This is a genomic window from Qipengyuania sp., assembly GCF_048550555.1.
Classification (GTDB): domain Bacteria; phylum Pseudomonadota; class Alphaproteobacteria; order Sphingomonadales; family Sphingomonadaceae; genus Qipengyuania.
On record NZ_JBLYYF010000027.1, the window covers coordinates 1 to 24,017 of the forward strand.

At 65.5% G+C, this 24,017-nt stretch carries 20 protein-coding genes; 8 read left to right on the forward strand and 12 right to left on the reverse strand.

The annotated features are described in order from the left end of the window. The 6 genes from ACN4E0_RS06295 to ACN4E0_RS06320 all read left to right on the forward strand — a co-directional run. Positions 1-1,304: TonB-dependent receptor (locus ACN4E0_RS06295; protein ID WP_419566645.1), on the forward strand; the 1,304-nt coding region annotated here is incomplete at its 5' end. Between the two features lie 80 nt (positions 1,305-1,384). Further along, complete coding sequence (locus tag ACN4E0_RS06300; RefSeq protein ID WP_419566646.1) at positions 1,385-3,055, forward strand: carboxylesterase/lipase family protein; 1,671 nt, start codon at positions 1,385-1,387, stop codon at positions 3,053-3,055. Beyond that, entirely contained in the window at positions 3,052-4,635 is a 1,584-nt protein-coding gene (locus tag ACN4E0_RS06305; RefSeq protein ID WP_419566648.1) for an AMP-binding protein, read from the forward strand. Before ACN4E0_RS06300 ends, ACN4E0_RS06305 begins: the two co-directional genes overlap by 4 nt. After that, on the forward strand, positions 4,632-6,275 hold the full coding sequence (locus tag ACN4E0_RS06310) for a carboxylesterase/lipase family protein (RefSeq protein ID WP_419566650.1): 1,644 nt from the start codon (positions 4,632-4,634) through the stop codon (positions 6,273-6,275). The genes ACN4E0_RS06305 and ACN4E0_RS06310 overlap by 4 nt, the downstream gene beginning before the upstream one ends. 24 nt (positions 6,276-6,299) lie before the next feature. Further along, positions 6,300-7,610: a spinster family MFS transporter gene (locus ACN4E0_RS06315; protein ID WP_419566651.1), complete on the forward strand. Its 1,311-nt coding sequence runs from the start codon at positions 6,300-6,302 to the stop codon at positions 7,608-7,610. Positions 7,611-7,695: 85 nt separating this feature from the next. Beyond that, entirely contained in the window at positions 7,696-9,213 is a 1,518-nt protein-coding gene (locus tag ACN4E0_RS06320) for an FG-GAP repeat domain-containing protein (protein WP_419566652.1), read from the forward strand. A 59-nt stretch (positions 9,214-9,272) separates the two neighbouring features. On the opposite strand, the gene hemN is transcribed toward ACN4E0_RS06320, so the two are convergent. The 11 genes from hemN to ACN4E0_RS06375 form a co-directional block, all read right to left on the reverse strand. After that, positions 9,273-10,586 carry an oxygen-independent coproporphyrinogen III oxidase gene (hemN, locus tag ACN4E0_RS06325; protein ID WP_419566757.1) on the reverse strand — a complete coding sequence of 438 codons (1,314 nt, stop codon included), beginning with the start codon at positions 10,584-10,586 and terminating at the stop codon, positions 9,273-9,275. Positions 10,587-10,617: 31 nt separating this feature from the next. Continuing rightward, positions 10,618-10,827 (reverse strand): hypothetical protein, encoded by a 210-nt coding sequence (locus tag ACN4E0_RS06330; protein ID WP_419566653.1) that lies wholly within the window; start codon positions 10,825-10,827, stop codon positions 10,618-10,620. After that, entirely contained in the window at positions 10,824-10,976 is a 153-nt protein-coding gene (gene ccoS / locus ACN4E0_RS06335) for a cbb3-type cytochrome oxidase assembly protein CcoS (protein ID WP_419566655.1), read from the reverse strand. Before ccoS ends, ACN4E0_RS06330 begins: the two co-directional genes overlap by 4 nt. Further along, entirely contained in the window at positions 10,973-13,096 is a 2,124-nt protein-coding gene (locus ACN4E0_RS06340; protein WP_419566656.1) for a heavy metal translocating P-type ATPase, read from the reverse strand. The genes ccoS and ACN4E0_RS06340 overlap by 4 nt, the downstream gene beginning before the upstream one ends. Continuing rightward, the gene (locus ACN4E0_RS06345; protein ID WP_419566657.1) at positions 13,093-13,539 is read right to left on the reverse strand and encodes a FixH family protein; all 447 of its coding nucleotides are present in this window, start codon (positions 13,537-13,539) and stop codon (positions 13,093-13,095) included. The genes ACN4E0_RS06340 and ACN4E0_RS06345 overlap by 4 nt, the downstream gene beginning before the upstream one ends. Then, positions 13,539-15,122 (reverse strand): cytochrome c oxidase accessory protein CcoG, encoded by a 1,584-nt coding sequence (gene ccoG / locus ACN4E0_RS06350; protein WP_419566659.1) that lies wholly within the window; start codon positions 15,120-15,122, stop codon positions 13,539-13,541. The genes ACN4E0_RS06345 and ccoG overlap by 1 nt, the downstream gene beginning before the upstream one ends. Further along, positions 15,109-16,020, reverse strand: a complete 912-nt coding sequence (ccoP, locus tag ACN4E0_RS06355) for a cytochrome-c oxidase, cbb3-type subunit III (protein ID WP_419566660.1) — start codon at positions 16,018-16,020, stop codon at positions 15,109-15,111. Before ccoP ends, ccoG begins: the two co-directional genes overlap by 14 nt. After that, the gene (locus ACN4E0_RS06360; protein WP_419566661.1) at positions 16,010-16,174 is read right to left on the reverse strand and encodes a cbb3-type cytochrome oxidase subunit 3; all 165 of its coding nucleotides are present in this window, start codon (positions 16,172-16,174) and stop codon (positions 16,010-16,012) included. The genes ccoP and ACN4E0_RS06360 overlap by 11 nt, the downstream gene beginning before the upstream one ends. Then, positions 16,171-16,932: a cytochrome-c oxidase, cbb3-type subunit II gene (gene ccoO, locus ACN4E0_RS06365; RefSeq protein WP_419566662.1), complete on the reverse strand. Its 762-nt coding sequence runs from the start codon at positions 16,930-16,932 to the stop codon at positions 16,171-16,173. Before ccoO ends, ACN4E0_RS06360 begins: the two co-directional genes overlap by 4 nt. A gap of 10 nt (positions 16,933-16,942) precedes the next feature. Next, complete coding sequence (gene ccoN, locus ACN4E0_RS06370; protein ID WP_419566663.1) at positions 16,943-18,619, reverse strand: cytochrome-c oxidase, cbb3-type subunit I; 1,677 nt, start codon at positions 18,617-18,619, stop codon at positions 16,943-16,945. An 81-nt stretch (positions 18,620-18,700) separates the two neighbouring features. Continuing rightward, positions 18,701-19,402: a helix-turn-helix domain-containing protein gene (locus ACN4E0_RS06375; protein ID WP_419566664.1), complete on the reverse strand. Its 702-nt coding sequence runs from the start codon at positions 19,400-19,402 to the stop codon at positions 18,701-18,703. Between the two features lie 143 nt (positions 19,403-19,545). Here ACN4E0_RS06375 and ACN4E0_RS06380 point away from each other — a divergent pair, with 143 nt between their 5' ends. Beyond that, positions 19,546-20,220: an OmpW/AlkL family protein gene (locus ACN4E0_RS06380; RefSeq protein WP_419566665.1), complete on the forward strand. Its 675-nt coding sequence runs from the start codon at positions 19,546-19,548 to the stop codon at positions 20,218-20,220. Between the two features lie 134 nt (positions 20,221-20,354). On the opposite strand, the gene ACN4E0_RS06385 is transcribed toward ACN4E0_RS06380, so the two are convergent. Beyond that, a complete protein-coding gene (locus ACN4E0_RS06385; RefSeq protein ID WP_419566666.1) occupies positions 20,355-22,340 on the reverse strand; it encodes a putative bifunctional diguanylate cyclase/phosphodiesterase in 1,986 nt (661 codons plus the stop codon). Positions 22,341-22,508: 168 nt separating this feature from the next. On the opposite strand from ACN4E0_RS06385, the gene ACN4E0_RS06390 reads away from it, so the two are divergent. After that, positions 22,509-24,014 carry an acetyl-CoA acetyltransferase gene (locus ACN4E0_RS06390; protein ID WP_419566668.1) on the forward strand — a complete coding sequence of 502 codons (1,506 nt, stop codon included), beginning with the start codon at positions 22,509-22,511 and terminating at the stop codon, positions 24,012-24,014. Positions 24,015-24,017 lie beyond the last annotated feature (3 nt).

Genomic DNA, 24,017 nt, shown 5'->3' on the forward strand with positions numbered 1-24,017 from the left:
ACAACCAGCTCGTCCCCTTCTCGCTCGACGCGGTCGGCTACGACGACATCATCGTGCAGGAAGTCCGCCTGGCATCGTCGCATGGCGGGCCCTTCGAATGGATCCTCGGCGGCTTCTATTTCGACAAGCGGCGCGAGGTCGACTTCGACTATCGCACGACGCCGGAGTTCCTCGACCTGACCGGCGTCACCGCCTTTCCCGACCTCTACTACCAGCGATTCAAGAACTTCACCGACATTACCGAGAAGGCGGTGTTCGGCGAACTCACCTATCGTTTCAGCGACAATTTCTGGGCGACGGGCGGCCTGCGCTATGGCCAGGTTCAGGTCCAGACAACCACTAGGCAAGGGGGCTTCACAAGCAATTTCCTGACGCGGGGCTATTGCACGGTGTTCACCGCACAGTGCTTCGGCTTCGTTCCCGCGCTGACTATTACCCCCGTCCAGGCGGCGACCGGCCTGCTCGCTTCGGACGACAAGCTGTCGTGGAAGGCAAGCCTTTCGTTCAAGCCGAGCGACAATCTGACCACCTATGCGACGATCTCGACCGGCTTTCGCCCGCCGGTGGTCAATGCACGAGCCGGCCTCGCACCGCCTGCCAGCGCCCCGAACGACATCACCATTCCCGATGGCGCAAGTTCGGACAAGCTGACCAATTACGAAATCGGGCTGAAGGGCAGCTTCTTCGACCGTCGCCTGACCGCCAACATCGCAGCATTCTACATCGACTGGAACAACATCCAGGTCCAGGCCAACCGGGTCTCGGACACGATACAGTTCGCCACCAATATCGGAGGCGCGGTCAGCAAGGGCATCGAGGTCGAGTTGGCCGCCTATCCCGTCAAGGGCCTGAGGCTGGCCGCAAGCGGTGCCTATATCGATGCGAAGATCGACGATCTGACGGCTGAGGAAGCGGCCATCTCGGGAGCCGTCGACGGCGTCCGCCTCGCTGCACCGAAATTCTCCGGTTCGGCTTCGGCCACCTACAGCTTCCCGGTGGGCGATACCGAGGAGGCCTTCGTCACCGGTAACCTGTCCTATGTCGGCTCCTACCCGGGTCTGCTGCCCAACATACCCGGGCAGCCTGGCGTACCGTCGCCGCAATATGACGTGACCGACGCGTACACCTTCGCCAACTTCTATGCCGGGATCAGATTCAGCTCCGACTTCAGCGTGACCGCCTATATCGAGAACGTCTTCGACAACGATGCGATCACGTACGTCCATCCCGAAGCGTTTCTCGACGGTCGCTACGCACGCCTCCAGCCAAGGACCTTCGGTGTGCGGACGAGTTTCGCCTTTTGATTTGGGGGGAGAGCCGCGCGGCTTCCTCTTCGGCCGCGCGGTTCGAGCGCCCCTCACCTAGCCTTTTGGGATCGCACGCCATGAAGACCCGCCTATCTGCACTGCCCCTGCTTGGGGCAGCCCTGCTTGCGAGCGCCTGCGCCACGGTCGAGGAACCAGTGCTTCACGGGGCGCCTGGCCTCGCGCAGGTGGATGCCCCCGCGGGCCTGGTCGAGGGGCGCCTCGACGACGGTATCAGAAGCTTCAAGGGCATCCCCTATGCGCAGCCCCCGGTGGGGCCGCTGCGCTGGAAACCGCCCGAACCGTTGCCCCGCTGGCAGGGCGTGAAGGACACCGGCGAATTCGGCGATTCCTGCGTGCAGTTGCGCGCCAATCCCGCCGCGAGTTCGATCTACGCCGACGACCCGGGGCCGACCAGCGAAGACTGCCTGACGCTCAACATCTGGGGCGATGTCGATGCGCGGGACGCGCCAGTCATGGTCTGGATCCACGGCGGCGCGCTGGTATCGGGCGGGACCCGCTTCGGCATGTACGATGGGGAGAGCCTGGCCCGGAAGGGCGTCATCTACGTCTCGATCAACTACCGCCTGGGTCCGCTCGGCTACCTGGCGCATCCCGAACTCAGCGCCGAATCCGACCGCGGGATTTCGGGCAATTACGGCCTGCTCGACCAGATTGCAGCACTCCGCTGGATCAAGGACAACATCGCGGCCTTCGGTGGCGATCCCGAGCGTATCACCATCGCCGGCGAATCGGCCGGCGCGCTGAGCGTCCTCTATCTTATGGCGTCACCCGATGCCCGCGGGCTGTTCCAACGGGCGATCTCGCAAAGCGGCTACATGATCTCCAGCCCGGAGCTTTCGAAGGCGGCGCATGGCCACTATTCGGGTGAGGCGCTCGGCCTGTGGCTGCAAGAGAAGCTCGGCGCGGCGAACATCGCCGAGATGCGCGCGATCGACGCGCAGAGCCTGACCGACCGGGCGATCGGCGCGGGCTACCTCACCTGGGGAACTATCGACGGGAAGGTCCTCCCCCGCCAGACGGTCGAGACCTTCGACCGCGGCGAACAGGCGCCGGTGCCACTACTGGCCGGATACAACAGCGGCGAGATCCGCAGCCTTCGCCGACTGCTCGCTCCCGCTCCCGCGACCGCCCAAGCCTATTCGGAGGCGATCGAGAAGAGCTATGGCGACCTCGCCGAGACCTTCCTTGCGTTGTATCCGCCTTCGGACATCGACGAGAGCATGCTCGCAGCCACGCGCGACGCCATGTACGGATGGACCGCCGAACGGATGGTGGCGGGACAGCAGAAGCTCGGCGAACCCGCGTTCCTCTATCTCTTCGACCATGGCTATCCCGCCGCAGACACCGCAGGGCTGCATGCCTTCCACGCGTCCGAGATCCCCTATGTACTGGGCAATGTCGCTCGCATCACCCCCGCATGGCCGGCCATTCCGGGCACCCCCGAGGAACACGCCTTCGCGAACTCCCTGGCCGAATACTGGGCTGCTTTCGCGAAAAGCGGAAAGCCCTCGGCGTCGGAAGCTCCGGCCTGGCCCGCCTATGGCGCCGAACGGAACATCATGGTCTATGCGGACGAGATCGAGCCTCAAGCCGGGGGGATAGGCCCGGCGTTCGAGCTTCAGGACAGGATCGTCTGCCGCCGACGGGCGGCGGGCAATGTCTCCTGGCACTGGAATGTCGGCATCGCCTCGCCCGAAAACCCGGGCCCGACCGCGCAATGCCAGTGAACCACGGCGCCCTGCAGGACTATTCGCTGACGCTCGACAAGATCATCGGGCATGCGGCCAAATGGCATGGCGCCAAGCAGGTGGTGACCGCCGGCAATGGCGGGCCCGATCGGAGCACCGGCTACGGCGAACTGCTTGCGCGCGCACGGCGAATGTCCGCCGAACTGGCAAACCACGGCGTCGTGGCGGGCGACTGTGTCGCCACGCTGGCCTGGAACACCGAAGACCATATGGCCTCCTGGTATGCCATCATGGGGATGGGCGCCGTATGCCACACGCTCAACCCGCGTCTCGCGGCGGACGCCCTCGCAGCGATGGTACGCCAGTCGCAGGCCCGCATCGTGATCGCCAGCGCCGATCAGCTCGATCAGGTCGACCGGATCGTCGCACAGGGGACGGCGCTCGAAACGGTTCTCGTGATCGATGAAATCCGTCCTGCGACACCCCCGGCGACTCTTCGCCTGACGATCGCGCGTTTCAGGGATGGGGCCGTCTGTCCGGAAGTCGACTGGGGACGGTTCGACGAGAACCAGCCGTGCGGCCTCTGTTTCACTTCGGGGACGACCGGATCGCCCAAGGGAGTGACCTACACGCATCGAGGGAACTTCCTCCACACGCTGCGGCAGTTGCAGGCCGATGTGGCGGGCATCACCGAGCGTGATGTCGTCCTTCCCGCCGTACCGATGTTCCACGCCAATGCCTGGGGGCTGCCCTTTTCCTGCCCCGCCGTCGGGGCAACGCTGGTCCTGCCGGGGAGGAGCACCGATGGCGCGAGCCTCGCGCGCCTGATTGTCGAGCACGAGGTGACGATCGCGGCGGGCGTGCCGACGGTCTGGCTCGATCTCTTCGACCATATCGATCGCGAAGGGATCGAGATGCCCTCCCTGCGACGGATCATGGGCGGCGGCGCGCCGATGCCCGAGGCTCTGCAGCGCCGGATTGCGGCACGCGGGATTGAGGTCCAGCAGACCTGGGGCATGACCGAAATTTCGCCGCTCGGCACCGCGATGCGCCCCGGTGATACAAAGCCAGTCACCGGCACGTCGGGGGTGCCGGCGCTGGGGCTCGACCTCCTGCTTTTCGACCATGACGGGCAACCACTGGCCGAGCAGCGCGACGGCGAAGGCAGGCTGCATGTCCGCGGGCCTTCGGTGGTCGAGCGGTACTTCGGCCAGGATGACAGTGCCACGGTGAACGGCTGGTTCGATACCGGGGACCTCGCGATGATCGACCGCGCCGGCAATTTGCGCATCACCGGCCGGGTCAAGGACCTGATCAAGTCGGGCGGCGAATGGGTCAATCCGGTAGAGATCGAAAACGTCGTCGGGGCGCTTCCGCAGGTCAGCAAGGTCGCAGTAGTCGCACGCTCGCATCCGCGTTGGGGCGAACGGCCTGTCATGGTGGTAGAGATCGCCGATGGGGACTCGATCAGCGATGACGCCTTGCTCGAACCGGTCAGACATCGCTTCGCCAAGTGGTGGGTTCCCGACGATATCATCCGCGTGAGCAGCATCCCCCTCGCCGCCACCGGTAAGATCGACAAGCGGCTGTTGCAGGATCGTTACGGAGCAGGAGTATGAGCAGCCTCGTCAACCGCATCTGGCCCGCCTGCGTGCTCGCATTGTCGCTCACCGCCTGCCTTCACGCCCCGGCGGACGCATCGGGTGAACCGGAAGTCACGACGCCGGCGGGTTCGCTGCGCGGCAGCCAATCGGGTGCGATCCGCAGCTTCAAGGGAATTCCCTATGCCGCCGCCCCTGTCGGCGATCTGCGCTGGAAGGCTCCGCAGCCCGCACCCCGATGGACGGGCGTCCGCGAAGCGCAGGACTTCGGCCCCGGTTGCATGCAGCCTCCGGTTCCCGCGCAGAGCCTCTACAACGATCCGCCCGCAGCGACCTCGGAAGACTGTCTCTCGCTCAATGTCTGGGCGCCGCAGGCCGCCGACAAGGCGCCCGTTATCGTGTGGCTGCATGGCGGCTCGCTCCGGATCGGCGCGAGCAGCCTGCCGCTGTATGACGGCAGTCATTACGCCGAGCGCGGTACCGTCTTCGTGTCGGTCAATTACCGACTGGGCGCCCTCGGCTGGATGGCGCATGAGGAACTGGGCGAAGAAACGCCTTCGGGCCTGTCGGGCAATTACGGCCTGCTCGACCAGATCGCCGCGCTCGAATGGGTGCGCGACAACATCGCCGCTTTCGGGGGCGATCCGGCGAATGTCACGATCATGGGCGAATCCGCCGGCGCGCTGAGCACGACCTATCTGCTGGTGTCCCCCCTGGCGCGCGGGCTGTTCGGCAAGGCGATCGTCCAGAGCACCAATGTGCGCAACTTTCCCGCTCTGCGTGAGCCGAGCTACGGCCTGCCATCGGCCGAGAAGATCGGGGCCGATCTGCTTGCAACGCTCGGCGTCGCCGATATCGCCGAGGCGAGAAAGCTCGATGCGCAGAGCCTTACCAATCGTTCGACTCTGGCGGGCTTCGTCCCGCAGGGGACGATCGACGGGACCGTTTTGCCACGCCAGCTGGTCGACAGCTTCGATGCCGGTGAACAGGCGCGGGTCCCGGTTCTCGTCGGCTACAATGCGCACGAGTTTCGGCCCCAGGGCAGCCTAGGCAACCGCAGCGCGCCGTCGATGGCGAATTACGGCGCGCAGATCGACGAGATCTACCGCGATCTCGGGCCCGAATTCCTGCGCATCTATCCCGCCAGCAAGGGTGTCGACGCGCTGTTCGACGCGACGAGCGACGCGATTTTCGGCTGGTCGGGCGAACGCATAGCGCGAAGCCAGCAGGCGTTGGGGCTCGACGCCTATCTCTACGTCTTCGACTATTGCTATCCTTCGGCCGAAGCGCGCGAGCTGTGCGCCTTCCATGCCAGCGAATTGCCGTTCACCTTCGGCAATATGGACGCCGACGCCCTGCCCGCCATGTGGCCCGTGCCCGACGGCCCGTCCGACCGGGCGGTTTCGGAGGCGATGCTCGATTACTGGACCAGCTTCGCCGCCAGCGGGCACCCCGGAGGCGGCGGTCTGCCCGCATGGTCCGCCTACGACACACAGCAGAATTTCATGCGCTTCGCCGACGAGCCACAGCCGGGTCGCGACATGGTGCCAGGCATGTTCGAGCTGCACGAGGAATTCGCGCGCCGTCAGCGTGCGCTCGGCAAATCGTGGGGCGGTGCGATCGAGCTCGCAGCCGCCGAAGCCGGGCAGGACAGATAACGAGATTTCGGGGAGAGACGAGAGATGACCGACCAGACCGCCGCCAACCCCTACGCGAAGCCGCGCTATCGCTATTTCGTACTGGCGGTGTTGACGCTGGTCTATTCGCTCAACTTCATCGATCGCCAGCTGCTGGTCATCCTGCAAGAGCAGATCAAGGCGGAGCTGGTCCTATCGGACACTCAGCTCGGCCTGCTCTCGGGCTTCGCCTTCGCGCTGTTCTACGTATCCTGCGGAATCCCGATCGCGCGCTGGGCCGATCGCGGGAAACGGCGCAGCATTATCGCGCTCGCCTTGACGGTCTGGAGCCTTATGACGGCGGTCAGCGGACTGGCGCAGAATTACCTCCAACTGCTGCTCGCACGGATCGGGGTGGGGGTGGGCGAAGCCGGCGGGAGCCCCCCTGCCCATTCGATGATCTCCGACATCTTCCGCAAGGAGGAGCGTGCCACCGCGCTCTCTATCTATTCGATCGGCATCTATATCGGGATCCTGTTCGGCTTCGCGCTGGGCGGGTGGATCGCCGATAGTTTCGGCTGGCGCACCGCCTTCTTCGTCGTCGGCCTGCCCGGGGTTGCGGTGGCACTGTTCCTGCGTTTGACGGTGCGCGAACCGGTCCGCGGCTGGTCCGAAGGGCGCGAGAACGACAATGCAGAGGCACCGCCGCTCAAGGCCGTGCTCGGCTTCCTGTGGTCGCGGCGGACCTTCCGCAATCTCGCGCTGGCGGGCAGCCTGCAGGCGCTGGTCATCTATGCCATCGGCAACTGGCTGCCTTCCTATTTCCTGCGCAACTTCGACATCGGCCTGACCGAACTCGGTATCTGGATGGCGCTGACCTCGGGCTTCGGGGGCGGTGCGGGCTCGTTCTTCGGCGGCTGGATGACCGATCGCCTCGGCGTGCGCGACAGCCGGTGGTACGTCTGGGGTCCGGCCATCCTCATGCTCGGCATCGCGCCGGTGCTGCTGGTGATCCTGACGACCCAGACGCTGACCCTCGCCCTGGTTCTGACTGGACTGTTCCATTTCTTGTCGGCATCCTATCTCGGGCCGGCTCTGGCGGTGTCGCACGGCCTCGTCGGCCTGCGGATGCGCGCGCTCACCTCGGCGATCTTCTTCTTCTTCATCAATCTGATCGGGCTGGGGCTCGGGCCGCTGATCGTCGGCTCGCTCAGCGACAGCTTCGCTGCCGGCGACGTGGGGAACCCGTTGGCGATCGCCATGCTGCTGACCGGGTGTACCGCGTCGCTCTGGGGCGGAATGCATTACCTCGTCGCCGCGCGATCGATTCAGGCGGATCTCGACGCGAGCCCCTCGAACGATCCGGTCGCGGCGTGACATGCGCTGCTTGCGAGTCCTCCGGGTTGTAGCCATCGCACCGCTGGCGATGGCGTTGCTCGCTGCGTGCCAGTCGGTTCCAGAGATGCAGGCGCGGTCACCGCTCACCGTAGCCGAGACGCCGACGAAAGCGATCGCCGTCGACGGCCGCTTCATCGCCTGGCGCGAGCACCTGATCGACGACGAGGCGACCAATGGCGGCATCCCGATCCGCGGCGGCGACGGACTTGTGGAAGGCGACATCGACCGCGACGGCTATATCGACATCGTCTCGGTCCACGAAGACTCCAACCATCTGCGGATCGCCTTCGGCAGTGCCGACCCGGATGATTGGACCCTCGTCACCGTCGCGTCGGGGGACATCGTCGGCGCGATCGAGGACGTCGCGATCGGTGACCTCGACGGCGATGGCTGGCCCGATCTCGTCGCAGCCTGCGAGGAGGCGCAGCTCGCCTATTTCCGCAATCCCGGCAAGGCCGTGCGCACCGTCCCCTGGCAATCGCACATTCCTGCGATCACCAAGGGACGCGGCTCGTGGCTCCGCGTGTTCCTTGCGGATGTCACCGGCGACGGGCGCGTGGATGTCCTCGCGGCGAACAAGGGCGCGAGCGATATCGTCGACTCGACCGCTCCGCGCGCCGATCGAACGACCTCGCTCTTCACCCTGTCGGGCGATCCTCTCCTCGATGCGAGTTGGCACGAACAGGCGCTGCTGACGCATGGTGTGCCCAATACCGCGATGCCGGTCGATATCGATGGGGATGGCGATCTCGACGTGCTGGCGGCAGCTCGGATCGACCAGCAGGCCTTCATGCTCGAGAATCGGGGCATGAGCACCGATGGCCGGATCCGCATCGAGACCCATCCGATCGTCATCGATCCGGCGGGCTCGGCCTGCAGCGTCTCCACCTCGGCCTTTCAATCCGATTTCGCGGATATGGATGGCGACGGGCGGACCGACCTCGTCGTCGGCGTAATCGAGAAGTGCGGCGATCCACGCGCACCGAATGGGCTGCCGGCGCTGGGCTGGCTCCATCAGCCGGCCTCGCTCGACCAGCCGTGGGCCTATCGCCGCATCGGCGATATCCTGCCCGACATGGTCATCGGAATCGAGATCGCGGATTTCGACGGCGATGGCGACATGGATGTGGTGACCGGCGGATATTCGGGGCTCAACATCGTCGGGGGCGGCTATTCGGATGCCGAACGCGAAGTCGACAGTCCCTCCGTCACCCCCTCCTCCAGCGTCGGGCGCATCGCCTGGTTCCAGAACCCCGGCGACAGCGCAGGTGAATGGACGCGCCACGATATCTCACGCCGGGTCAGGGGCATGTACGATGGTTTCATCGCCCGCGATCTTGATGCAGACGGCGATCTCGATATCGTCGCAACCCGGGGAAACAGCGGACAGTTTGATGGCGTCTTCTGGCTTGAACAGTTTCGCCCCAGAGCGACTTCCAAAGCCTTCACCCCGGCTCGCGAAGCCGATAGCAGGGCCCTTCCGCTTCCCCCCCAGGACTGGCTCGATCACTACGGCACGGCAAGCACGTTGGTGGCCCCCAACAAACGAAAGTCATTGCCGGGGATCGACAGCCACCAATGAGCTACTAACCGCGCTGCGCGGTTGCGGTACTACTCTTGCGTAGCCGATAGAGCCAGGCGTCAGACTGCCGAACTGAATTGCCCCGACTTCGGTTGTCGATAGACGTCGAAAATCGCGGCGATCGAGCGCGCATAGGGCAGACCTTCGGGAAGGATGGTCAGCCATTCGCGGTCGACCGAGGCGAGCCCACGCGCGACGAAGGGTTCGAGCTGCGGTCGGGCTTCGCGCATCAGCCCCGCCCCGAGCCGGGCGCGGCCATGGCACAGCAGCCGTTCGATGACCGCGCCGCGATAGCGATCCTCCGCGCTGCGAACGATCCCGCGATGCGCGGCCAGCCGGCCTTGCGAACTGACCATGCGGTAGCGCCCGCTGTTCTTCTCGTTCTGCGCCAGGAGGTGCGGAAAACTGCTGATTGCGGAGGCACCGAACCCGATCAGCACCTCGTTCCCATCGTCGGTAAAGCCCTGGAAATTGCGCCTCAATTTCCCTTCGAGCGCTGCCCTCGCCAGTGGATCCCCTCCCGGCCGCGCGAAGTGGTCGAAACCGATCGGGACATAGCCATGCGTGGCGAAATAGGCGTAGCCCAGTTCGGCCATGGCAAAGCGCCGTGCCTGGTCCGGCAGCGCCGAGACATTGATCGCCCGCTGGCGGGGCACGACATGCGGGACATGCGCATAACCGAACAGCGCGATCCGGTCGGCGCCGAGCACCCGGGTGCGCTGGAGGCTGTCTTCCAGGTCCTGCATCGTCTGGCCCGGCAGGCCGTACATGAGATCGAAATTGAGCGACGCCACCCCCGCATCGCGCAGTCCATCCACCGCGCGCACGATACAATCCTCGGGCTGGATGCGCCCGATCGCCTGCTGGCAATGCGCCGCGAAGGTCTGGACGCCGAGGCTGGCGCGGGAAATGCCCAGCTCTGCGACGACCGCCATCCAGTCGGCCGTCAGCGTGCGCGGATCGAGCTCGATCGAGAGCGTCGGATTGTCGAGCGAGAAACAGCTGTCGAGCGTGGCAAAGAGCGCGCGGAAATCGTCGGGCGTGACGGCATTGGGACTGCCTCCGCCGAAAGCTATGGAGGTGACTCGGACACCGGCAGGCAGTTCGCGCGCAACGCTGTCGATCTCGCCATCCAGCGCGGCGAGATAGGATTCGAGCCGCTGCCGCCGGTTGGCACGCCCCGTATTGCAGCCGCAATAGAAGCAGATCTTCTCGCAGAAGGGGATGTGGACGTAGAGCGAGACCTCCCCCTGCGTCCGCTGCAACGCAGTGCGGTAGAGATCGCCATCGATCGCATCGAATTCGGCGGCGGTGGGATAGCTGGTGTAGCGCGGTACCGGCTTCGCCAGCAGCTCGGGGTAATAGGTCCACATGCACGCCAGTTCGCGCATGCGGGCACGAGCGTCATTGACGCAGATCAATTCTCTTCCGGCACGATCCCGCGTGGCAGCCCTTCATCGTGCATGGAGGTGCCGGTTCGCGGTCGCGGCGGATCGGGATCTCGATCGTTCCGCCGCCGCAGAACCTTGCGGTGATGCTGGTCTGCGCGGCGGGCAGCGGGCCGATGGCGAGCGGCAGCAGCGCCGCGAGGCCGATGGCGAGCGAATGGATCACCTCTCGTTCTCCTCGTCCTCGATCAGGATGCGCTGCGCCGCTCCGTCGAGATCCTCGAACTGTCCGCCGCGCATCGCCCAGAAGAAGGCCGCTAGCCCGAGCAGCCCCATGCCGAGAGCGACAGGGATCAGGAAGGCGAGGCCGCTCATCGGGCCGCCCTCGCCAGCCGCAGCGAATTGCCCACCACCACCAGCGAGCTGAGCGACATCGCGACCGCCGCGATCAGCGGTGTGACCATCCCGGCAAGCGCAAGCGGCACCGCGCAGAGATTGTAGAACAGCGCGAAACCGAAATTCTGGCGCACGATGGCCATGGTCCGGCGCGCGACGCGCACGGCGAGCGCAACGGGCATCAGCGAGCGGCCGAGGAACACGGCATCGGCGGCCTGCTGGCTGACATCGCTCGCGCTGCCGGGAGCGATCGAGGCATGCGCCGCGGCCAGCGCTGGGCCGTCGTTGATCCCGTCGCCGACCATCAGCGGGCGGTGCCCGGCGGATTTCAGTTCCTCGAGCAAGGCCAGTTTGGCGTCGGGCAGGAACTCGGCCCGCCATTCGATCCCGAGTTCCCCGGCGACCGCCGCAACCGGATCGGCGCGGTCGCCTGATACGATGCTTGCCTTGATACCGTCGTCACCGAGTGCACGAAGCGCCTCGCGTGCATCGTCGCGTATCGGGTCGGCATAGGCGATTGCAACGCTGTCGGATCCGATCCGCAAGCTGGTCGACAGCGCCGTGCTGGCCCCCGCAGGCCGTTCGAGCGCAACCGGCACATCGCCCAGCATCCCGCTCACGCCGCGCCCGGCTTGCTCCTGCACCATCGCGACCGGTGCCGCCTCGATCCCGCACTCGACCAAGGCCTTGGTGATTCCGCGGCTCAGCGGATGGCGGCTAGTCCGCGCGAGTGCGAGGGCGACCGATGCCTGCTGCGCGGTCAGGTGATCGAGCTGCGGTACCGGCTCGCCCAGCGTGAGCGTGCCAGTCTTGTCGAACAGCGCGATATCGACTTCGGCGAGCCGCTCCAACGCACTGCCGTCCTTCACCAGCAGCCCCCGCCTCGCCAGCGCTCCCGAGGCGACGACCTGCGCCGCGGGAACCGCCAGACCCATGGCGCAAGGACAGGTGATGATCAGCACCGCGATGGCGATGACCAGCGCGTGATGCCAGCCCGCCCCCGCGATCATCCAGCCCACGAAGGCCAGCAAGGCCAGCGTATGCACTGCCGGTGCGTAGAGGCGCGAAGCGCGGTCGGCTATGCGCACATAGGTGCTGCGCGACTGGCCCGCTTCGTCCATCATTCGCGCGATTTCGGCCAGCGCCGTGTCCGAAGCCGCAGCGGTCACGCATACCTCGATAGCGCTGCCGAGATTGATCGCTCCGGCATAGACCAGTTCGCCAGCCTCGGCCGATTGCGGCACGCTCTCGCCGGTCAGCATGGCATTGTCGAGCGAAGTCGCGCCCTGTTCGATCACCCCGTCCGCCGCGAGCGCCTCGCCCGCCGCGACCAGCATCAGCATCCCCGGTTCGAGCTCCGCCGCGGCGAGCGTGCGGCTGGACCCCTTGTCGTCGAGCACCGTCGCGCTCTTGCCCATGCGCGAGAGGAGAGCCCCTATCCCGGCGCGCGTCCTGTTGCGCATGGTGGCGTCGAGCGCACGGCCCGCTAGCAGGAAGAAGAGCAGCATGACCGCGCCGTCGAAATAGGCGTGCGCGCCGCCGGTCAGCGTCTCGTAGAGACTCAGGCCCGCGGCGAGCAGCACGCCGATCGAGATCGGCACGTCCATGTTGGTCCGCCGATAGCGCAGCGCCATTGCCGCGCTGGCGAAGAAGGGACGCCCCGAATAGGCGATCACGGGGATCGCGATCAGGGCGGATAGCCAGTGGAACAGCTCGCGCGTCACCCCGCCCGCCCCCGACCACACGCTGATCGACAGCAGCATGATGTTCATCATGCCGAAGCCCGCGACCGCCAATGCGCGGAGCAGCGCCCTTCCCTCGCGATCGTCCTGCGCCAGCGGATTGTCGGCCACCGGTTGCGCCTCGAACCCGAGCCGCGCGATCGCCTCGACGATCGCCTCGCGCGTCAGTGCGGCATGGTGGCGCACCGCGACCCGTTTGGCCGAGAAATTGACCCGCGCCGCCTCCACGCCATCGAGCCCGGCAAGTCCGCGTTCGATCTTGGCGATGCAGCCGGCGCAGCGCATGCCGGGCACGGTGAAACGGCTATCCTCGAGTCTTTCGGCAGCGAGCGGTTCGGCGGTCAGCGGCGCAGTCATGGCACCTCGCTCTCCTCGACCCAGCGCCCCCCGCCGGCATCGATAGCGAGGCGGACGACCCAGCGCCCTTCGGGAAGGCTCCGGGTAGAAACGAAGCGGTCGGGTCCGATCTGCTCGAACCGCAGGCTGAAATGGTCGGGCCGGCCGAGCGGGCGCCTGAGATCCGCGGAAAGCAGTGCGCCTTGGGGCACCCTTTCGGTCGTCGCCACCAGCCGGCCCTCGGCGTCGCGCCCCAGCGCGGCCGCATAGCCGAGCCGATCCGACACGCGTGCCTGTTCGAGCCAGCCGTTGAACTTCTGGCTGGCGACATAGGAGTTCTCGACCACGACGCCGCCGAACCCGCCAATCGCGAGCGACGCCATGTAGAAATTGACCGCGACGACGATGCCGAAGCCGGCCACCAGGACCAGCGCCATGTGCCTGCCGGTGAATTCGCGCTGCATCACTGGTCCTCCGGAGCATCGAAGCGGGTGGTAACGGTATCGCTCTCGCGCTCCTCGTCGAGCGAGGTCACGCGGAAGGTGAATTCCTCGGACGCGGCGCCCGGCGGGACCGCGACATAGGCGCGCACCTGGCGGACGAGGTCGGCGGGAGCGGTCACTCGCTGGGTCGGCGCCGCATCGCCGCGACCGATGGCATCGGTCCACATCACCGCGCCGGGCAGGCCCTCGACGGCGATCTCCATGTCGCGCGGCCGACTTTGCATGTTACGCAACTTGAGCGTGTAGGAATTGCGCACCGACCCGTCGCTGAGCAGCATATAGGGCGGATTGCGGTCGGGGGCCACGGTCAGCTCGGTATGGCTGCGCACTCCCAGCGCGAACAGCAGCGCCCCGCCGATCCCGCCCCAGATGAGGAAATAGGCCACCGTGCGCGGGCGCAACAGCGTGCGCCAAGGCGATCTCGGCGCCTCGCCCGCCGCCTCGCGCTCGCAATCCTCGAGCGTGGCATAGTCGATCAACCCGCGCGGACGACCGATGTCCTTCATCACCCGATCGCAGGCGTCGATGCACAAGGCGCAGGTGATACAGCCGATCTGGGGCCCCTCGCGAATGTCGATTCCGGTCGGGCAGACCTGCACACACTGAGTACAATCGATGCAATCGCCGAACTTGCCGGGATCGCGTGCGGCCTTCTTGACGCTGCCGCGCGGTTCGCCGCGCCAGTCCTTGTAGGTGACGATAAGCGATTTCTCGTCGAGCATCGCGGTCTGGATGCGCGGCCAGGGACACATGTAGATGCACACCTGTTCGCGCATGAAGCCGCCGAGCGTGACCGTGGTCAGCGTCAGCACCGCCACGGTGATATAGGCGACGGGTGCCGCCTCGCCGCGCCAGAAATCGTGCACCAGGGTGGGCGCGTCGGCGAAATACATGATCCATGCGCCGCCGGTCCAGAAACCGATGACGAGATAGATGCTCCATTTGAGCGCTCGGCGCATGACCTTGCCCCAGGTCCACGGAGCCGCATCGAGCCGCTTGCGCGCATTGCGGTCGCCGTCGACGAAGCGATCGACATGCTGGAACACATCGGTCCAGACGGTCTGCGGGCAGGCATAGCCGCACCAGGCCCGGCCGACCGCGCTAGTCACGAGGAACAGGCCGATCCCCGCCATGATCAGCAGCCCGGCAACGAAATAGAATTCGTGCGGCCAGATCTCGATGCCGAACATGTAGAAGCGCCGATGCGCGAGATCGACCAGCACCGCCTGGTCGGGCGCATAGGGCCCGCGGTCCCAGCGGATCCACGGCGTGACGTAATAGATCGCCAGGGTGACGACCATGACGAACCACTTGAAGCGCCGGAAGGGCCCGTCGATCCGCTTGTTATGCACGAATTCGCGCTTCTCGTAGAGCCGTTCGGGTAGATGCTCTTGCGCCGGTTCGTGGGGTTCGTGTCGGCGGGTCGCCGCCTCGGCATCGGCGACCGCGCTCGACACGGGTTCGTTGGTCTTGGTCACGCCGTCCTCGACGACGAGCGACCAGTCGCGCTCGCCTTCAGACCGGGGTGCGTCAGGGTTGCTCATCGACCTCGACCTCGGGGTCGGCAGCGACCTCCACGAAGTCTTCGCCGCCCCCGAGCGAATGGACATAGGCCGCGAGCATCTTGATCGTCACCGGATCGAGACGCCCTTCCCACCTGGGCATCATCCCCATGCGCGGGTTGAGGATCTGGCGCTTGATCGCCTCGCGGCTGCTTCCGCGCAGCCAGATGGCGTCGTTAAGGCGCGGTGCCCCGACGTCGCGGCTGCCTTCGCCCCGGGGGCCGTGGCAGGCGACGCAATTGTCGGCGAAGAGCTGCGCGCCGAGCGCACTGCTCTCGGCCTTACCGCTGAGCGCCAGGACATGGTCGACCAGCGCGTCGAGCTGGCGCGTATCGAAAGCCCCGGCGAAGGCCGGCATCTGGCTGGTACGGGTCTGGTCATCGCCCGCCTGGCGGATGCCATGCGTCAGCGTATAGTGGATCGCCTTGAGATCGCCGCCCCACAGCCAGTCGTCGTCGTTGAGATTGGGATAGCCGAGCTCGTGATTGCCCGCTGCGCCCGAGCCATGGCACTGGACGCAATTGATGCGGAACGCGGCCGCGCCGCCGGCGACGGCCTGCTGCATCAGCGCGCTGTCCTCGCCCAACCGCTCGATCGGGATGCGCGCCAATTGCTCGCGCACGCCGGTTTGCGCCTGGTCGGCCGCGCTCATGTCCTCGGCAAGCTGGCCGCGGCTCGACCAGCCGAGCACGCCCGCGGTGGCGCGGTCGATCATCGGCCAGGCGGGATAGGCGATGACATAGCCCACCGCGAAGACGATCGTGAGATAGAAGGTATAGAGCCACCAGCGCGGCAGCGGCGTGTTGAGTTCCTCGATCCCGTCCCATTCATGGCCGACGGTTTCGGTGCCGGTCGGCCGATCGATCCGCTTACTCGCCATCGTCTTGCCCTTCGAAAATCAGCGTTGCAGCCGCGTGGTTGCGTTTCCCCGCCCCGGGCCGGAAGGGCCAGGCGCACAATCCGACGAACAGCACCAGCATGAACACCAGGGCGTGGCTGTCGGCGAAGTGCCGGAGCGTGTCGTAGAGGCTCATCGACCCTTCTCCTGCGCGAGTTCCTCCATCGCGGCGGCGCTGTCGAAATCGACCAGCGTGCCGAGCATCTGGAGATAGGCGATGAGCGCATCCATCTCGGTGAGCCTGTCGGGGTCGCCGTCGAAATCGCGAATCTGCGCCTTGGGATAGCGGGTCGCGAGATCGCCCGCATCGGCGTCGGGATCGGCTTGCGCGAGCATGTCGGCATAGGCCTTGTCGAGATCTTCGTCGCTATAGGGCACGCCGACGCGGCGAAGCGCGGTCAGGGTGGCCTTGGGGTCGCCGATGTGGAGTTCGGTATCTTTGAGGAAGCCGTATTGCGGCATCACGCTCTCGGGCACCACGCTCTGCGGATCGGTCAGGTGCTGGACGTGCCATTCGTCCGAGTAGCGCCCGCCGACGCGCGCCAGGTCGGGCCCGGTCCGCTTCGAGCCCCACTGGAACGGGTGATCGTACATGCTCTCCGCAGCGAGGCTGTAGTGACCGTAGCGTTCGACCTCGTCGCGGAACGGGCGGATCATCTGGCTGTGGCAGACATAGCAACCCTCGCGGATGTAGATATCGCGCCCCGCCTGCTCGAGCGGGGTATAGGGACGCACCCCTTCGACCTTCTCGATCGTGTTCTCGAGGTAGAACAGCGGGGTGATCTGGACGAGCCCGCCGATCGCCACGGTGACGAAGGTCGCCACCGCCAGCAGGGTGATGTTCCGCTCCAGCTTCTTGTGGCCGGACAGGGGTTCCTTGGTGGTATCGCTCATGGCTTGCCTCTCATTCGGTCGGAACGGCGCTGGGCTGGTTGGCGACGATCGGGCGGTCGGCCTGGGGATCGTAGGCGGCATCGCGCAGCGGGGCCTCCTCGCGCAGCTTGCCGGCCAGCGTCATCCAGATGTTGTAGGACATGATGATCGCGCCGGAGAGGTACATCAGCCCGCCGACCGCACGCATGACATACATCGGGAACATGGCGGCGACGCTGTCGGCGAAGGACCAGACGAGATAGCCGTCGGGGCCGTATTCGCGCCACATCAGCCCCTGCTGGATGCCGGCCACCCACATGCTCGCGGCGTAGAAGACGATGCCCAGCGTCGCGAGCCAGAAGTGCCAGTTGATCATCCGCAGCGAATACATCCGCTCGCGCTTCCACAAGCGCGGAACGAGGAAATAGACGCAGGCGAAGGTGATCATGCCGTTCCAGCCGAGCGCACCCGAGTGGACATGGCCGATGGTCCAGTCGGTGTAATGGCTGAGACTGTTGACGCTCTTGATCGACAGCATCGGGCCTTCGAAGGTGCTCATCCCGTAGAAGGCGAGCGCCATCACCATCATCCGGATGATCGGATCGGTGCGGACCTTGTCCCATGCCCCGTTGAGGGTCATCAGGCCGTTGATCATGCCGCCCCAGCTGGGCATCCACAGCATCACCGAGAACACCATGCCCAGCGTCTGCGCCCAGTCGGGCAGCGCGGTGTAGTGGAGGTGGTGCGGGCCCGCCCAGATGTAGAGGAAGATCAGCGACCAGAAATGGATGATCGAAAGCCGGTAGGAATAGACCGGGCGTTCGGCCTGCTTGGGCACGAAGTAGTACATCATCGCGAGGAAGCCCGCGGTCAGAAAGAAGCCCACGGCATTATGGCCGTACCACCACTGCGTCAGAGCGTCCTGCACGCCCGAAAAGGCGCTGTAGCTCTTGGCGCCGAGCAGGCTCACCGGCATCGCCAGATTGTTGACGATGTGCAGCATCGCGATGGTCACGATGAAGGCCAGGTAGAACCAGTTCGCAACGTAGATATGCGGCTCGTTGCGCTTGGCCAGCGTGCCGACGAAGACCAGAAAATAGGCCACCCAGACGATGGTCAGCCACAGGTCGACATACCATTCGGGCTCGGCATATTCCTTCGATTGGGTGACGCCGAGGAGATAGCCCGTGGCGGCCAGCACGATGAACAGCTGGTAGCCCCAGAAGACGAAGCGCGCGAGGCCGGGGAAGGCGAGCTGGGTGCGGCAGGTGCGCTGGACGACGTAGAAGCTGGTCGCGAGCAGCGCGTTGCCGCCGAAGGCGAAGATCACCGCGCTGGTGTGCAGCGGGCGCAGCCGGCCGAAATTGAGATAGGGTTCGAAGTTGAGCTGCGGGAAGGCGAGCTGGCTGGCGATGAAGACGCCCGCCAGCAGCCCCGCCAGGCCCCAGAACATGGTGGCGATGACGCCCCAGCGGATCGGATCGTCGTCATAGCGCGAAGGGCCATCGGGCATTTTGAAGAAGCCCTGCGCCTTGCCGAGCGGATCGAAGCGCGTGGCGCTGATCCAGATCATCGCGAAGGCAATGACGGCGATAATCGTGGCGTGGGCGGCGAAACCGCCGTCGGCAGCAGCCACGGCTGCCGCGATCGCGGCGAGCATGATCAGGAACCACAGGCCGATGCGGCCCAGTGCAGCTTCCGCTTGCATGAAAATTCTCCGTCCGTTTCTCGCTGGTTAGGCGGCCCGGTCAGCGCTCGCATTGATCCAGGTCAATTTTGGAAAAAGAAGTCAGGCGGCGTGTTTCAGGAACCCCGCACGCCGCTGGAGATCGGGGCAGTTCCGGAGGATGATTCCGGAGCGCCCCGCGGTTTCGATCACGCCATCGTCCTTGAGCTTGCTCAATTGCCGACTGACCGTCTCGATGGTGAGGCCAAGGCTCTCCGAGATGTCGCGGCGTGACATGGGCAGTTCGAGCGCGACCCGTCCGTCCTGTTCGACCCCGATCCGCCGGGCCATGCCGAGCAGAAAGACCGCGACGCGCTCGCCTGCGGTCTTGCGCCCCAGCGCGATGGTCTTTTCGCGGCAGCGCCGCAGCGACAGCTTCGTGCTGTCGAGCAGCTGCCGCATGATCTCGGCCTCCCCTTCCGCTAGGGAAAGGAACTCCGGCGAGGCGAAGGTGAGGAGGTCGCATTCGCGCAGCGCGCAGACCGAATAGGAGTAATTGTCGGGCTCGGGCACGGTGAATACCTCGCCGGCGAAGTGGAAGGCCACGACCTGATCTCGCGCTTCCGAGGCATGCGCCACCAGCTTGGTCGCGCCTCGAACGACGAAGACGATGTGCTCGCCCCCCGCCGCGAAATCGAGCGAGACGTCACGGGCGAGCGGATGGCACCGCGCGAGCGCCCGGAAACCGCACCGCACGTCCCCGCCCAGAGTCGATGGCAGGACCCGCTCGGCAAATTGTTCGAAGGGATGGGAGAGAGAGGTCATGTCTCTCCCTTTCGCCGGTTCGCCCGGCGAACTCCTTGATCCAGATCAATGCGACGCGAATTGCGCGTCGTTAGCCAGAATGCCGACGCTGCAAGAACCCTGGGTCGCGAAGGGCGACCACTGCAGCGCGAAGGAAGATGGAAATGAACAAGGTGCTCATGGCCGCAGTGGCCGGAGTCGCAATGGTCGCTGCCCCGGCGTACGCCAAGGCGCAGGACGACGAAGGAAAGATCCAGATCAAACTGCTCGGGACCTACGTAGTACCCGATGGCAAGATCACGGCCGTCAACACCGACATCGTCGGCCTCCCCGCGGGGACGCAGACCGAGGCAAGCGACAATTTCGTACCGACGCTGGCGGTCGAGTATTTCGTATCCCCGAACTTCTCGATCGAGACGATCTGCTGCGTTACCCAGCACGATGTCGATGCGGTTGCGGGCCTGCCTGGCGCCGAACTCGTCTCCGACGCCAAGGTTATTCCGGCGACGTTCACCGCGAAATACCATTTCGATCTGGGCGGAGTGAAACCCTATCTCGGCGCGGGCGCGACCTATTTCTGGTGGATCGACGTCGAACCGGGCGCCGCAACCATCCCGCTCGGCGTCACGCGGACAACGCTGTCCGACGAATTCGGCCTGGTGCTGCAGGGCGGCGCCGACATCGCCATCGGCGACAGCGGCCTGGGCTTCACGGTGGATGCCAAGCGCTATTTCGTCGATACCACGGCACGCTGGTATGCCGGCAACACGCTCGCGATCGAGACCGAGCACAAGCTCGATCCCTGGGTGCTCAGCGCGGGCGTCAGCTACCGCTTTTGACCGGCCATCTGCTGGCCCCGCACTGGGGACGGAGTGCGCCCCGCCAGACCCCCGGCCGTTTGGCCCGCCGGGGGTCTGATTACCGTCAGGGAGCCGCCGCAGCGGGAAGCCGCGATCGGGCCTCGCAAGTCGGGTCAGTCCTCGGCGATATGTCCTAGGGGCAGGCTCGGCGGCCTGATGCCCAGGTCCAGCGCGGCCAGCATCTTCGCACTCGTCGTCGGTTTCCCGAGACAGAAGCCCTGCGCATAATCGCACCCCATGGCGCGCGCCAAGGCGAACTGTTCATAGGTTTCGACATGCTCCGCTACGCAGCGGGCACCCGCTGCATGACACAGGTCGACCATCCCGAGAAGAATCTGCCGCGACCTTTCGCTGTGGAGCACGTCGTCGATCAGCGATCCGTCGAGCTTGACCGTGTCGAACGACAATTCCCTGAGATAGGATACGGAGGCATAGCCCGATCCGAAATCGTCCAGCGCGATCGTGAAACCGATATCCGTGAGCTTCCTCAGCTCGCGCTCCGCCTGTCCCAGATCGGTCAGGAGGACGGTCTCGGTCACCTCGAACTGGATCCGCTCGGGGGGTAGCGAGTGGGCATCCACGATCCGAAGGATGCGCTCGGCAGCGGCCGGTCGGCTGAGCTGCATCGCACTCAGGTTGAACGACAGCGAAAGGCCGGGCGGCCAATGCACGGCCTCGCTCAAGGCCTTGCCCAGCAGGCTTTCGTTGAGCCGGTCGATCACGCCCAGCTTCTCGGCGATGCGAATGAATTCGCTGGGACCGACGACGCCCAGATCGGGGCTGTCCCACCGGGCCAGGGCCTCTGCATATTCGGATCGGCCCGTCTCGACGTTGACGATGGGCTGGAAGACGACATGCATCTGGTCGACCGCGTTACCCGACAGGATCAGCTTTTCGATCCTCGCCCGGCGCTGATCGGCCTGAAACTGGGGCTGGTCGTAGAGGTGCCAATGGCCGCGTAGCGATTCCTTGGCATTGTAGAGCGCCGAATCCGCCTGGCGGAAGAATTCGCCATCGGACCGGGTGAAGGGGCCGGCCTCGGTCAGACCGCAAGAAACCCCGACCGAGAGGTCCTTGCCATCCCATTCGATGGGCCTGGCGGCGAGTTCGCAAATCCGATTGCCGACATCCTCGATCTGTTGCCGCGAAAGTCCTTCCTTCCAGAAGATCGAGAACTCGTCTCCGCCCAGGCGCGCGACGAGAGCTGTGTCGGCGAACTCGTCGGTCAGTCGATCCGCAAATTCCTTGAGAATGGCGTCGCCCGCAGCATGGCCGAAGGCATCGTTCGCCGACTTGAAGCCGTCGAGATCGCATATCGCCAGCACGCTGCCGCCGCCGGAGGCAGGCCCCCGCACCAGGTGATGGCGAATTTCGCGGACCAGCCTGCCACGGTTCGCGAGGCCGGTAAGCGCATCTTCGTCGGCCCGTTTGACCGCCTGGGATTCCGCCGCCACCGCGCGGTTGCGTTCGCGCGCGATGGCGAGCTGCCCGCTCACCAGATCGGACAGCGCACGACTATGGACCTGCAATAGCCACATGAAGAGGATCAGCACGAGGAACAGGCTGACCCCGATGCCCTTGGCCGACTGGTCATCGAACAGGAACAGCCTGATGGCGAGAGGCATGCCCAAGATGATCAGCGGCAGCAGTGCCGCGCGCGGGAAACTGCTCAGGCCGTAGGCAGCGCCCAGGGCCGCCAACAGACTATAGAGAATGATGGTCAGTGACTTGTCGGGGTACTGGGTGATGAGCGATTGCGCCCATAAGGAAAAACCGATGCACAAGAGCGCTGTGAAGACCGCCATCTGGATCAACTCGCGGCGAATCTCGCGGAATTGGCGCGTCGGCTTCTGGAAGGCGATCCAGTAGATCATCCGCCACAAGAGGATGCATGACAGGATCGTGACGGGCGAAAACCAATCGAGATCGCGACCATCCGTGGCCACATGCATTCCGACAAGATTGACCAGCGATACGCCGTAGAGCAGCGGGATCTGCTTACGCAGGTTCTCGAAAGTCCCGATGATCTGCTCTCGCTGCTCGCGCGAGCTTCTCGCCGGGAAGAGATAACGCAGGGACCATTGCATCAAAACGGCCATAAACGATCAGTCTCGCAGCCTGGTTAACGCGCTCTAGCTGACCCTACGTAAGACCTCAAACGAACGACCGGCCCCCGCCGTTCCTGTCGGCGGCGATCCGCGGTGTGCGCCAGAATTTGGGTTGCGGCATGAAACCCGCTTGCTAGGCATGGGCGAGAGGAGAACCGCATGAGCGAACTGGACCCCGAACACGTCCCCGTCATCGTCGGTGTCGGCCAGGTCAACGACCGGCCCCAAGAGCCGGGCGACGGGCTCGATCCGGTCGGATTGATGGTCGAGGCCCTGCGTCGTGCCGACAGCGATACGGGCGCTGATCTGCTGAAGGATTGCGACTCGCTTTCCGTCGTGGCCCAGCTCGCCTGGCCGCAGCTCAACCCCGTCGACGGCGCGGTGGCGGAGAGGCTCGGCATCGCCCCTGCGCACCGCATGCAGACCGCCATGCCAAATGGAGACAGTCCGATCCTGCTGCTCCACGAGGCTGCCAACCGGATCGGACGGGGCGAAGCCAGGATTTGCGCCATCACCGGCGGCGAGGCGCTGCGCACGGCGGGCCAGCTGGCGGCGCTCAGGAAGCGTGACGATAGCGAAAAGCCCAATGCACTACGCGATGCCACGCATCGCGTGCGCAAGGGCTATGCGCAGAGCTACGGCCTCGTCGTACCGACAGATGTGTACCCGCTCTACGAAAACGCCGGGCGCGCCGCCCATGGGCAGACGCTCGCCGAAGGGCAGGCGGAGAGCGGCGCCATCTGGTCGCTGATGAGCGAGGTCGCTGCCGAGACCGAAGGGGCCTGGATCCGGAATCCGGTGAGTGCCGACAGTGTCACCACGCCGTCGGAGAGCAACCGACAGATCGCCTTTCCCTACACCAAGCTTCAGGTCGCCAATTCCTCGGTCAATCAGGGTGCCGGCTTCATCGTAACCTCGTTCGCCGAAGCGCGCCGGCGCGGTATTGCCGAAGACCGCATGGTGTGGATCGGTCACGGGGCGGCAGCGCACGAGAACGGCAATTTCCTCGCCCGCGACCGCTACGATGCCTCGCCCAGCCTGGCGACCTCGATCGAGCGAACGATGACGCTGAACGACATTGCCACCGAGGATCTAGCGCATGTCGAACTCTACAGCTGCTTTCCCTGCGTTCCCAAGATGGCGCGCCGCGTACTCGGCTGGCCGCTCGAGAAGCCCGCCACCGTCTTCGGCGGCCTCACCTTCGGCGGTGGTCCGATCGGGAATTACATGAGCCATGCAGTGGTCGCGATGGTCGAGAAACTGCGCGGGTCCGGGGACAAGGGCCTGCTGTTCGCGAATGGCGGCTATGCCACCCACAACCATACGATCCTCCTGTCGGGAGCACCGACCGGCGCCGCTTTTCCGCAGGATTTCGACTACCAGGCCGAAGCCGATGACCGTCGTGGCGCAGTTCCCCCGCTCGACGAGGGCTATGCCGGCCCCGCGACGATCGAGAGCTATACGGTGCATTACGGCCGCGACGGCTCACCGCAATCGGGCGTGGTCGTCGCCCGCACACCCGATGGCGTACGCACGCTCGCGAGCGTCGCCGCAGACGATGGGACGACGATCGCTTTCCTTACCGATGGAAAGCGGGAACCGGTTGGCACGGAAGGCACGGTCGTGCGCGAAGGCGAGGCGCTCGCAGTCTGGCGCCGCGGCTGAGCC